The 13236-nt window shown below is 36.0% G+C and carries 8 protein-coding genes; 1 reads left to right on the forward strand and 7 read right to left on the reverse strand.

The window, feature by feature from the left end:
- Positions 1-2: 2 nt before the first annotated feature.
- From queA to pglZ, 7 genes are all read right to left on the reverse strand, one after another.
- Positions 3-1037, reverse strand: coding sequence for a tRNA preQ1(34) S-adenosylmethionine ribosyltransferase-isomerase QueA (gene queA / locus IV57_RS10855; RefSeq protein WP_057881542.1), 1035 nt, complete (start codon positions 1035-1037; stop codon positions 3-5).
- Between the two features lie 438 nt (positions 1038-1475).
- A complete protein-coding gene (gene ruvB, locus IV57_RS10860) occupies positions 1476-2513 on the reverse strand; it encodes a Holliday junction branch migration DNA helicase RuvB (protein ID WP_236704361.1) in 1038 nt (345 codons plus the stop codon).
- 27 nt (positions 2514-2540) lie between these two features.
- Positions 2541-3131 (reverse strand): Holliday junction branch migration protein RuvA, encoded by a 591-nt coding sequence (gene ruvA, locus IV57_RS10865; RefSeq protein ID WP_057881543.1) that lies wholly within the window; start codon positions 3129-3131, stop codon positions 2541-2543.
- Between the two features lie 2 nt (positions 3132-3133).
- Positions 3134-5089: a DNA mismatch repair endonuclease MutL gene (mutL, locus tag IV57_RS10870; protein ID WP_057881544.1), complete on the reverse strand. Its 1956-nt coding sequence runs from the start codon at positions 5087-5089 to the stop codon at positions 3134-3136.
- 15 nt (positions 5090-5104) lie between these two features.
- On the reverse strand, positions 5105-7762 hold the full coding sequence (gene mutS / locus IV57_RS10875) for a DNA mismatch repair protein MutS (protein WP_057881545.1): 2658 nt from the start codon (positions 7760-7762) through the stop codon (positions 5105-5107).
- A 15-nt stretch (positions 7763-7777) separates the two neighbouring features.
- Positions 7778-8581 carry a TIGR00282 family metallophosphoesterase gene (locus IV57_RS10880; RefSeq protein ID WP_057881546.1) on the reverse strand — a complete coding sequence of 268 codons (804 nt, stop codon included), beginning with the start codon at positions 8579-8581 and terminating at the stop codon, positions 7778-7780.
- Between the two features lie 93 nt (positions 8582-8674).
- Positions 8675-11191: a BREX-1 system phosphatase PglZ type A gene (gene pglZ / locus IV57_RS10885; protein ID WP_057881547.1), complete on the reverse strand. Its 2517-nt coding sequence runs from the start codon at positions 11189-11191 to the stop codon at positions 8675-8677.
- 156 nt (positions 11192-11347) lie between these two features.
- Here pglZ and IV57_RS10890 point away from each other — a divergent pair, with 156 nt between their 5' ends.
- Positions 11348-13153 (forward strand): DUF262 domain-containing protein, encoded by a 1806-nt coding sequence (locus tag IV57_RS10890; RefSeq protein ID WP_057881548.1) that lies wholly within the window; start codon positions 11348-11350, stop codon positions 13151-13153.
- Positions 13154-13236 lie beyond the last annotated feature (83 nt).

Genomic DNA, 13236 nt, shown 5'->3' on the forward strand with positions numbered 1-13236 from the left:
CTCTACTTAATGAACATTGCATCACCAAAACTGAAGAAACGATATTTGTCTTCAACAGCGTGATGATAAGCGTTCAAAATATTTTCTCGACCAGTAAATGCAGCAACCAACATTACTAAAGTTGATTTTGGCAAATGGAAGTTAGTAATAAATTCATCGACCACTTTCCACTCGTAACCAGGTTTGATAAAGATGTCGGTCCAACCAGAATCAGCCTTGATCTCACCATTAAACTTAGTTCCAATAGTTTCCAAAGTTCTGATTGAAGTCGTTCCCGTAGCAACTATCTTGCCACCATTCTTCTTAACTTCATTCAAAGTCTTAGCTGAATCCTCGTCCAAACGATAAAATTCGGAATGCATCACATGCTTATCAACATCAGTTTCAGTCACTGGTCTAAATGTTCCTAACCCAACATGCAAGGTAATGTAAACTAGTTTAACACCCTTATCTTCAACTTTTTGGAGCAATTCTTTTGTCCAATGTAAACCAGCGGTTGGAGCAGCAGCGGAACCATTTTCTTTAGCATAAACGGTTTGGTAACGGTCAGGATCATCAAGCTTTTCTTTAATATATGGAGGCAGTGGCATTTCACCTAATTGTTCCAAGATCTCCATAAAGATACCTTGGTAATGGAATTCGATGATTTTCCCACCATGTTCCAAATCTTCGATAACTTCAGCTTCAAGTTGACCATCGCCAAATTCAACCTTAGTTCCCACCTTGGCACGTTTAGCAGGCTTCATCAAAACTTCCCACTTGTCACCTTCAATATTGTTCAATAACAAGACTTCTTCATGACCATTGCTATCTTTTTTGGCACCATATAAACGAGCTGGTAAAACTCGAGAATTGTTCATCACTAGAGCATCCCCAGGATTCAAATAATCCAAGATGTCATAGAAATGTTTATCAGTATACTCGCCAGTTTCGTGATCCAAAACTAATAATCTCGATTGGTCACGATTCTTAATTGGTGTTTGAGCAATCAGTTCTTCGGGTAAATCATAATCAAAATCTTCAGTTGATAGTGACATATTAAATTCTCCTTTGTTTATCTAGGCTGGTTTAAAGATGCCGCTCTCCGCAGGAAAGAAAAAATTGGCTGGAACATAGCGGGCACAACTTGGAGCCTCTTGTTCCAAGAGTCTTCAAGCTTGGCCTTTTACTAATCCGGCAAAGTACGCCGAATAAGTAAAATTTCGCTATTGAGCCATTTTTTCTTTCCTGCTCCGAGCTAGTTTTTTGTTTTCAATATTATTATATGATTAAAAACCATATATACATCGGATAAATTCAAATCCTACTATATTCAAATAATCTAACTTGATTATTGCTAACTACTATTTGTCAGTAAAAATTCAAAATATCAAAACAGCCCCAAAATAATTGAATCATTATAACATTAATTATTCTAGAGCTATTTTTTATTTATAAATTGCTAATATTAAAAACAATTAACTAAGTATTTGATTTTATTCATTCCTGTCAGGATAAGGTACTCCCATGTGTTCATAACCTTTTCTCGTAACTACACGCCCCTTGGCAGTTCTCTTCAAGAATCCCATTTGCATGAGATATGGTTCATAAACTTCTTCAATTGTTTCTTGTTCTTCACCGATATTGGCGGCGATAACTTTTAGTCCTACTGGACCACCATCGTATAGATCAATAATCATATTTAAGATTCGACGGTCCAAGTGATCAAGTCCGGCGTTATCAACTTGTAATTGGTTCAAGGCTGATTCAGCCATGTCATAATCAATCGTATCTTTGTGAGCAACTTGGGCAAAATCACGAACTCGTTTTAACAAACGGTTAGCAATTCTCGGTGTTCCTCGGGAACGGCGGGCTAACTCGTGTGCTCCTTCTTCATCAACTTTGATATTCAAAACTTGGGCTGAACGGAAAACAATTTTGGATAATTCATCTATGGTATAGTACTCCATTCGTTCAACAATTCCAAACCGATCACGCAATGGGGCAGAAAGTTTTCCGGCTGCAGTTGTCGCACCAATCAAAGTATAAGGAACTAGTTGGTGATGTAATGATCTTGATTCACTACCTTGACCGACAATGATATCAATGTAAAAGTCTTCCATCGCTGAATAGAGCACTTCTTCAATTGCCCGAGGCATGCGATGAATTTCATCAATAAATAAGACATCCCCTGGTTCTAGTTCATCCAAAACGGCAACCAAATCACCTGATTTTTCAATTGAAGGACCAGTAGTTGTATGAATGTTGACGCCCATTTCATTAGCAATGATCATCGCCAAGGTTGTTTTACCTAAACCAGGAGGTCCATATAACAAAACATGGTCCAAGGTTTGTTGGCGTTGTTTAGCAGCCTTAATATAAATATCGAGTTCTTTTTTGATTTTTTCTTGACCTAAATACTGGTCAAAACTTTGGGGACGAAGTGTCTGTTCTACCACATCTTCAATATCATCCAGTGAATCAGCGTCAGTTAAACGCTCATCATCATTTTCATTATTATTGATTTTTGACACTCCCTTCTATAATTGATTCATTTTTATTTAGTTACTAAGTAATTTCAAACCGGCACGAAGATATTCATCGGCACTCTTGAGATTCTCTTTTTCAAGTAACGACTTGATCCGACTGATTTCCTTAGGAGAATATCCTAAAGAATCCAAGGCAGCCAAACCATCTTCTAATTCTTGATTACCGGAAGTAAAGACAACTGGTGCTTCACCAAGGGTCATTTGACCTTCAGCGGTAAATTTACCTGACAAGTCCAGGATAATCTGTTGAGCGGTCTTCTTACCGATTTTAGGAAACTTCGTTAGGTATTTAACATCATCATTTTCAATCGCATGAATCAAACCTTGTAAGTCTTGTCCGGCCAAAATAGCCAAAGCACTCTTAGGTCCGATTCCGGAAACACTGATCAAATGTAAGAAAATATTCTTTTCATTCAAATCATAAAATCCATATAAAGCTTGCTCATTGTCACGAACGATTTGTTCAACATAGACCCGAGCTGTTTTATTTTCTTCATAACGATAAGGGTTGGCTACTTGAACTTTATAACCGACACCTTGAACATCCACCACAATATATGAAGGGCTAACTGCAGAAATTAAACCATTTAAGTATTCAAACATATTTATTCACTCTCTCTTGTATCATGTGGATCTTGGATTCTTTTGAACATCTTCTCAAGATCTTTGTTACTGAATTGTACCAAGACTGGACGTCCATGAGGACAATTATAAGGATTTTCCGCTTTAGTTAAATTATTTAACAATTGGACGGCTTCACGATCATCAATATGATGGTTGGCCTTGATAGCCCGTTTACAACTCATCATGATGGCATTTTTTTCACGGAAGCTTGCGACACTGATTTTAGAATCATTTAAGACATAGTCAACCATTTCTTTGATAGTTGACTCTTCTTGACCAGCCACAAACCACGTTGGATGCGTATTGACGACAAAACTATTTTGACCAAAATCATCTAAGTATAAACCGATACTTTCTAGGATCGGCTTTTTTTCTTTGATCAAAATACTTTCTGAGTTGGGATAATCTAACACGATTGGTACTAATAACTTCTGTTGGTCATTCGAAACTTTGCCGATTTCTTGACGATAATATTCATAATTAACTCGTTCTTGAGCTGCATGTTGATCTAATAAGTAAAAACCATCTTCACTCTCAGCAACTAAATAAGTTCCATGAATCTGACCGATATAACGAAGATCAGGGAATGGTTTATCCGTTGAAACTGATTCTTCAACATTTTCATTAGTATCGGTTGGATTGTCACTATCGACGACCTTAACCTTGGCTGAAGTTTCTTGTTTCATTCGTTGGTCCCAAGCTTGCAAGTGATCAGGATCGTCAAAAATCGGCATCCCTGTCATTGGCGTTTCCATATGTTCTGGCAAGGTTTGCTGTGGCTCTTTTGGTTCTGCCGGCGGTTCTTGTGTTGGCATGGCTGTTCCCAATGGTTCATTGATTTTATCAATTGCGGCGACATCAGCAAAACTAATCTGTTCTGGTTTATACGTATCAACTTTAGGAATAGCAGTTTCTTTACGTCCCAAGTTCTTCACCGCGTCAGGAATCAAATTCTGCGTTGATAAACGTTGTCGAATCCCTTCACTGATCAGATCACCGATATGACCTTCGTTAGATAAACGAACTTCCTGTTTTGTTGGATGCACGTTAATATCAACCAAACTGGGATCCATCTTAATATCTAAAACAGCAATTGGATAACGAGCCACCATCAATTTGGAACCATATCCACGAATGATGGCATTAGCCAACTGAAAGTTTTTGATATAACGACCATTCAGAATTAATGAAACATATGAACGGTTGGAACGAGTAGTATCTGGTTTAGAAAAATAACCTTTGATCTCATAATCAGGGTCAGAATTTTCAAACTCCAGCATATGACTAGCAATAGTTCGACCATAAATTCCAGCAATCGTCTGTTGCAGATTGTTGTTACCAGAAGTCCACACCAAATCCTTACCTTCATGGATCAAACGGAATGATATTTCGGGATGCCCCATCGCCAAGCGGTCAACAATGTCGACAATTTTATTCAATTCTGTATGTAATGACTTCACATATTTCAAGCGAGCTGGCGTATTGAAGAACAAATCTTCCACTGTCATAGTCGTTCCCTTAGAGCGGGCAAAGGTTTCCTTCTTCAACAATTCATTGCCGGAAAACTTAGCTTTAACTGCTGACTTACCATCTTGACTGGTCAAAACAGTTAACTTGGAAACAGAGGCAATACTAGCCAAAGCTTCACCACGGAAACCTAAGGTTTTGACATTGAATAGATCACGGTCATTCGAGATTTTACTAGTCGTATGCGGTAAAAAGGCGACTTCAACATCATCAGCTGAAATCCCCTTTCCATTATCATTAACTTCAATATATTTTAATCCAGCCTGTTTGACTGTGATCAAAACTTGCGTTGCTTGTGCATCGATGGAATTTTCCACCAGCTCTTTAACCACTGATGCGGGGCGTTCGATAACTTCTCCAGCAGCAATTTGATTACTTAATTCAACTGGTAGTTCATGAATAATACCCACTTTTTCCACCTTCTTTTATTTAAGTTTCTTTTGCCATTGATAAATGAGATTCATGGCTTCCATTGGAGTCATTCCCATTAAATCTTGATTACTAATTTCTTTAATAACTTGTGTTTCTTTAGTTGAAATTTTTTTAACCTTTTGAGTTACTTCTGGGAAGAGTGACAATTGAGCATCATCATCTTCTGTAGCAATCTCAGAATCATCAGCTACTGGTTCCACTTTAGGTTCTGGTTTAACAACCGGCATTGGTTCTGATGCTGCAGGTTCCTTGATACTGTCAGAAGTGGTTGTGTGAACCGAAGTTTCTTCTAAACTACTCAAAATTTTAGTGGCTCGACTCAAGACATCATCTGGTAATCCGGCCAATTTAGCCACATGAATACCGTAAGATTTATCAGCTGGACCGGGCAATACTTTATGTAGAAAGACTAAATCGCCATTTTCCTCAGAAGCATCAACGTGAACATTGCGTAAACCAGGCAACTGTTCTTCCAACTCGGTCAATTCATGATAGTGCGTTGAAAACATTGTCATAGCATTCACGTGTTTGTCGATATATTCAATGATTGCTTGAGCCAAGGCCATTCCATCATAAGTTGCCGTTCCACGACCAATTTCATCAAAAATGATCAAACTGTTAGCCGTCGCGTTCTTCAAGGCATCATTAGCCTCACGCATTTCGACCATGAAAGTACTGTCACCAGAAATTAAATCATCAGCGGCACCAATACGAGTGAAAATATGATCAAAAATTGGCATCTTCGCTGATTCGGCGGGTACAAAACAACCAATCTGAGCCATGATAACCGTCAATGCCATCTGGCGCATGTAAGTACTCTTACCAGACATATTAGGTCCAGTTATCAACAGGATGTCAGTTTGATTGTCGAAATTCACATCATTAGGAATATAACTATTATTACTCAAAACTTTTTCCACAACTGGGTGGCGACCATTGACGATTTGTAATTCATGATCATCAATAAATTCTGGAGCCACGTAATGATATTCCTCACTGATAACAGAAAAACTTTGTAAAACATCTAATTGTGACAAAATATTAGCCAAAGCTTGGATTCGACGAATCTGATCCTTAACCTTCTTACGAATTTGATCAAATAAGTGGTATTCCAAACTCTTCGATTTTTCTTCAGCCTCAAGGATCAAGCTCTCTTTGTCCTTGAGCTCAGGTGTAATGTAACGTTCAGCGTTGACCAAAGTCTGTTTACGTTGGTAACGATCTTCCGGAACTTTATCCGTGTTAGCATGACTAACTTCAATATAATAACCAAAAACCTTGTTATAACCGATTTTTAAATTATTGATCCCAGTCAATTCTTGTTCCTTAGCCTTCAAACTAGCTAACCATTGCTTACCATTTTTGGAAGCATCAAGATATTTATCAAGTTGTTCATCGTAGCCTTCTTTGATCAGACCACCATTAGTAACTGAAATTGGCGCTTCTTCCACAATTGCCTTGTCGATAAGTTCTCTGATGTCAGAAACTTCGTCAATCTTTTCCACAAAGGTTGTTAATTCATCGTCACCGATATCCAAAAGAATCGACTTGATTTCAGGTACTTGTTCTAAAGATGTGCGTAACTGAATCAAATCACGACCATTGACCGTTCCATAAGCTACTCGACCAGCTAAACGTTCCAAATCATAGACCTTTGTCAAATAATCTTGGAAGGATGATCTTTGGAAATAATTATCTAAAAAGACTTGTACAAAATGTTGCCGACGTTTTAACTTACTGACAGAAATCAACGGACGAGCTAACCATTGCTTTAACAAACGGCTACCCATCGCAGTTTTTGTCTCATCTAACAACCACAACAAGGTCCCTGACTTCTTGTTAGTCCGAATATTCTTGAACAACTCCAAGTTACTTTGGGCTGAATGATCCATCAATAAATAGGAAGAAGTTTCGTAAGATTGAGCTGGTTTCAAATGATCAAGGGAACGCATTTGTGTTTTGATCAAATAACTTATCAACAGCTTAACGGTGGATACTTCACTCTCATCGATGATTTGTGAAAAATCAAAGGTATAGTTTTCCTCTAATTCCTCAATTTTAGAGATCAAGATTCCATATTTACGCAGTTGATCGAGATACTTCTGTGGAAAACTTCCGGAAACAACCGTTTCTTTAGTATCCAAATTCTGTAACTCATTAGTTAAATCTAATTGATTCTCAACAGATGTAACTTTAACTTCACCAGTTGAGAGATCAGCATAGGCCAAACCAAAGACATTTTTAGTCGCTGTAATGGCGGTAATATAGTTATTCTCTTTTGATTGGTCTGATTTATCCATGATGGTACCAGGTGTAACTACTCGAGTAACACCTCGTTTGACCATTTTACCTTCAGCGTCGGCGGGATTTTCTAGTTGGTCACAAACGGCAACTTTATACCCTTTATCCACAAGGGTGTCGATATATCCTTCAATCGCATGATGAGGCACTCCACACATTGGAATATTCTCGCCAGCCTTTTTATTTCGCGCCGTTAAAGTTAGTTCTAGAATCTGGGAACCTTTGACCGCATCATCGTAGAACATTTCATAAAAATCACCCACACGATACAACAAAAAAGCATCTGGGTATTGTTTTTTATACTCCAGATATTGCTCCATCATTGGTGTTTCTCTAGTTTTTTGAGGCATGAATACCCTCCGTTTTTAATTCAAAAATGATTGATTATTAGGTGTAATAACATAATTTTTAATACTACGAGCATTATTAGTTGTGTCGTTGATATCGATCACAGCAAAGCCAATTTGCATTCGGCCATCTTCGTCAACATCAAACTTGTTAGGACGTTGAGTTAGGAAACGGTTGATAATTGGTTCCTTTTTGTCACCCAGGATACCGTCATATGAACCAGTCATCCCAACATCAGTTAAATAAGCAGTTTGCTTGTTGATAACCTGTGCATCATTTGTTTGCACATGAGTATGTGTCCCACAGACAGCGGAAACACGGCCAACCATGTAATTAGCAAAAGCAATTTTCTCACTAGTTGTTTCAGCATGGAAATCAACAAACTTAATAGCATCTTCATCCAAAGTCTTGATCAGTTTGTCTGCCTCAAGAAATGGATTATCGATTGGTGCCATCAAAGCAGTTCCCATCATATTGATGACATAAACTTTTTTCGTATTAACTTTGATTTCGAGGTAGCCACGTCCAGGAACATGGTCGCCAGGAAAATTATATGGACGGAGAATATTTTTCTTTGGATCATCGATGAAGTCTAGGATCTCACGTTTGTCCCAAGTGTGATTACCACCGGTCACAACATCAGCACCAGCACGCGTGATTTTTTGATAATCGGGTTCTTTAGTTCCCTTACCACCAGCAGCATTTTCACCATTAACAATCGTTAATTGTGGCTTCACACGTTGCTTGATCTCAGGTAGATATGTCTCTATAGCTTTAATGCCGACTGAACCAACGACATCGCCAACGAAAAGTATTTTCATTATATTTTATCCCCAATCTTTACCTATGATATTGTATCAATTTTTGGAGAAATTAAAAAGACCAGACGAACGTCTGGTCGGGTGAAATATATATTAAAAATCAAAATCTCCAAATGAAGCAATATCCATGTTGTATGTTGCTTTTGAAATTTCACCAGTATTTGTATTCTTAATAACAAGATTATATTTCTTACTCTTATCATAATTTTTATCAATTAAGTTAATTGATAGATCAATTATTCTACCCTCAACCTTATCAACTTTTAAATTGGCATTTACTGAAATTTTGGCAGAAATAAGTTCCTTATTGTCATCAACAAAGTAAACTTCGTACATAACTGGTCTCACCGTAGAACTAATTGGTGCAGCTTGCAATAACCGAATTGGTACCTCTAGAGAAGTAATGTTTCTATTAGAACTGACTAACTGTAATTGAACATCTTCAGCCTTAGACTTGCTTGAAGTGGCTTTTATATTTAACAAAGGTACAATCATTTCCTGTAATGATGCTCCTCCATGAACATAATTAACCGATCCAGCGGCCCTAAAAACATTAGACGTTTGAGGATAGTAGACAAATCGTTGATCATCATTATCCAAAACATCCCCCATAAGTTGTTTAGAAATTCCTGGTTCATCAATTACTTTTTCGCTAACAATATAACGTTGTGATTTTAAATCATTAGCATTGACATCTTCTGAAATTTTATCAGTATCTGTTAGATTTTCGTTGCGATAGATATAACCATGATCGGCTGTGACATAAAATTGACTAATACTTTGGGTTCTTAATCGGGCAATCAAATCTTGAATTTCCTTAATTGCTTCCTGAGTTGCTTTAAAAACACCATCTTCAGTTTTTGGATCATCAGCAATCGCATCGATATGATTGTGATAAATATAAACAACCTCTTTACCAGCAAACAATTGTTTAATCTCTTTTGAGGAAGCACCTTTTAGTGAATCTAACCAATAAGCAGCACTATTAGCATTTCGATTAACTAGAATTTTCTCCCGGGTTTTAATATCAATAGCTTCTTTATCGTCAACTAATAATTTTTTATCAACTAATTCCAAATTATCATTCGGTAACAGTGACGGCATACCCATATATGTTACTGAGGGTAATCCAGATATCAGATAATCCATTTTCTGAGCTGTAATTTGATCATCCATTGAAAGATTTTTTTGCAATTCCTTTGCGGCTTCAAACCTAAAGGCATCAGAGATTATTACAACTATTCGGTTTTGCTCTGGTTCAATATAATTTTTATAAAAGTTTCGTTGCAAATGACGACTAGGTAATCTGTTGTATCGAAGTTGATCCGTCCATGAAAAATTATAATCGTCTAAATAATCCTTAGAATAACTGGATTCAACTAACTTTTTAGTTTCAATAAATTGCTCAATCATTCCTGAGCTTTGATAGCTTAGAATAAATTCACGGTAGTATGTATCAATTAAGTAACCACTTTGGATATAATCATTGATCATTGTTTCAGTATTATTGGCGAGTTTACGACCAATTGATGAAAGTAGTTTCCATGCACTAAGAATCATATTATATACAACTTTATATTTAGATCCATAATGAAGTTCAATTCGTTGATTCACCAATTCGGGGAATGTCATATTATTAAGACGATTGTCAAAATCGCCCAATAGTAAACGTCTTTGTTCCCAAAGTAAGATCCTTCGATCAAAAATACCAAATACATCAGATTTAGCTAAGTCATCAGGTTTAATATTTTTAAATAACGTATTTCCATCGACTAAGCCCCAAACCTCATCAGCCAAGTTTTCAAACTTGTCACCATCAACAAAATTGAAATTACTGAATTGATTTACAAAAGTACTGGCATTCGAATACTTATCTGATAAATCATAATTAGCGACTCGTTTAGGAACATCCAATCCCATTTGATGAAAGGTCTCAGTTAAAAATAATGATGCTGCAAGTTTTATTAAACTTGGTTGCTTTTCATCATAATTAAATATCTTTCTAATTAGTTCCCAAAAATCATCCAAAATATCATACTTGGCAAATTCAGTTAGATATTTATTATCATGAATGTCTTCACATAAGATAATACGGAGAATATCAAAGAAATTAACGACCCTTTGATTAGAATTAACAATCGTAGCTAAAATTGCCATATCGGGTGTATCAATAAAACTTTCCACATCATATCTAGCAAATTTATTCCGACGTTCTTTACTGGCAAAGAATTTTGCGTAATTTTTAACAAATGGATTTAACTTTTCAGGCAGACTGAGATCTTGTCTAATCATTTCTTGAGCATCTGCTGTAAATGTATCAGAATACAAAACCATATCTCTTAGATGGTTTCTCTCAAGTACTGGTTGTCTTTCTGGTGAATACACTAAAATTTTTTCATCTTCTGGAGCTGACAAAAGCTTCATTTTAGTTTTTAACTGTTCACCCTTTTTTAAAATAATTACCTGTGCAATTCCCGACAGTGAATCATCAATATCATTTAATTCATCGGTAAACTCAGCATCATTATCATACCAGAAAACAAATCGACTACCGTTTTTAAATTTTCTTTTTAAACTGTCTATAATCCTATTATTACTGACATCAGCCATGCTAGTGCCCCTTTTCAACATTACTATTAACTACATGATACCTTATCGTAAATCCAAAATCCTATCCAGTCGACAAAATCATTCAAATATCAATCTATTCGAATTCTAGCCTATGTTAAAATATTGGTATATTTATGAGTCAGGGAGTGAATTATAATGGCAACAACCATTGAGGTTAACAAACAAAGTGTTAAACAGCTTTTAGAAAGCGGTAAAACAAAGAAATTTGTAATTCCAGAATATCAAAGACCATATGCATGGACTGATGAACAAATTCAAACTCTATTTGATGATTTGGTAGAATATACTGAAAATAACAACGAAAGCACTTATTTTTTAGGTACCATCGTGTCATATGAAAACGATGATAACCAACAAGAGATCATTGATGGACAGCAACGAATAACATCTCTTTTTCTGCTATTGCGTGCCCTATATTCAAAATTAGAATCAATGGTAGAAACGCCAGAATCAAAAAATTTCAAATCACAGATTGAATCGGCACTTTGGGAACAAGATGAGCTTACAGCCGCTGTAGACTTCAGCAAAACTTTGATTGTATCGAAAGTTATGGGGGATGAAGGAAATGAAGCCTTCACAAAAATTCTTGTTACTGGAAAAACTGATCAAAATGCCAAAGACAACTATTCATCAAATTACAATCTATTTACCAAGTTAATTGAAAAGTACGCTACCAGCCAGCCGGAATTATTTTATTGGTTCATACGTAATGTATTAAATAAAGCTATTCTACTGCCTATCACAGCTGATTCTCAGGATACAGCTTTAACAATCTTTTCAACACTAAATGATCGTGGTTTGGCACTCTCTGATGCTGATATCTTTAAGGCAAAAATATACAATCATCTTAATGAATCAGACAAAAATGACTTTATTGAGCTATGGCAACAATTGAATGATGAAGCCTCCAATGCCAATGAAAGTATCCAAAAATTATTCTATTACTATATGTTCTACTTAAGAGCTTTAGAAAATGATCGAAAAACTACAACACCTGGTATTAGAAAATATTACTCTAGTGATAATTTTAAGCGTATTTACCAAACAGATGTAATGAAAGACTTACAAACGATTTTGAACTTATGGATTGTTATTAATAATCGAATTGAACTCGACGATGAGCCATGGTCAAAAAACATTCAGATTAGACAGACCCTTGACTCCTTAACATCATATCCAAATGAATTTTGGAAATATCCAGTAGTCATTTACTATCTGAAATACCTGAAAAAAAACAACTTCGAATCAGAGTTTTTAACATTTCTACAACATTTATTAGCCGTACTATGTGCAAGGTATATTGTTACGCCAACGATTAATGCCGTTAAAAGAGGTATTCTAAATTTGGATGCAGAAATAATTAAATCCCCTACACCACAATTTGATTTTTCACCTATTGATGAAGATGTTCTTAAAGAAAGTATTAAGAGCGCCCATCGTAATACTGTTAGAATGATTTTAAAAATTCTAGCTTATCAAGATCAAACAGAGCTATTGCCTGATAGATGGGAAATTGAACATATCCTTCCGCAAAAATGGCAATCAACTTACTTCCCTAACTCCTCTGACAAAGAAGTAAAAATATTAGTCGAACATATTGGTAATAAAATTCCGTTTGAAAAAAAGCTGAATATCATTGCTAGTAATGGTTACTTTAAGAAGAAACAGGATAGTTATGAAAAATCTAATATTCAAATCCTAATTGAATTATCCCATTCATATAATGATTGGGGATTAGACAAGATTCGTGAACGTGATATTCGAATATCAGACGAATTAGCCAAGCTCCTGCAAAAATGGGGATTAAATCAAACCAAAGTTGTAACGGAGAAACAATTAATACCAGTTCCCGATGATAGAATTGCTGATTACTTTGATTTCATAAAAATGTTTAACAAAGAAGATACGGATGAATCAAGAAAAGCTTTCTTGAATATGTAAACAAAAAACTCTTAGTTTGTTGAGCGTTTTTTTGTTTATTATTCTTATCGTCCACTCCAAACTATAATCGTGGTGTGATTAGA

Source organism: Companilactobacillus kimchiensis (assembly GCF_001438805.1).
Lineage (GTDB): Bacteria > Bacillota > Bacilli > Lactobacillales > Lactobacillaceae > Companilactobacillus > Companilactobacillus kimchiensis.

What these genes read in the sequence shown, in the direction of transcription:
- queA (WP_057881542.1), bottom strand. Translation starts at nt 1,037, where the DNA reads ATGTCACTATCAACTGAAGATTTTGATTATGATTTACCCGAAGAACTG.
- ruvA (WP_057881543.1), bottom strand. Translation starts at nt 3,131, where the DNA reads ATGTTTGAATACTTAAATGGTTTAATTTCTGCAGTTAGCCCTTCATAT.
- mutS (WP_057881545.1), bottom strand. Translation starts at nt 7,762, where the DNA reads ATGCCTCAAAAAACTAGAGAAACACCAATGATGGAGCAATATCTGGAG.
- IV57_RS10880 (WP_057881546.1), bottom strand. Translation starts at nt 8,581, where the DNA reads ATGAAAATACTTTTCGTTGGCGATGTCGTTGGTTCAGTCGGCATTAAA.
- pglZ (WP_057881547.1), bottom strand. Translation starts at nt 11,191, where the DNA reads ATGGCTGATGTCAGTAATAATAGGATTATAGACAGTTTAAAAAGAAAA.
- IV57_RS10890 (WP_057881548.1), top strand. Translation starts at nt 11,348, where the DNA reads ATGGCAACAACCATTGAGGTTAACAAACAAAGTGTTAAACAGCTTTTA.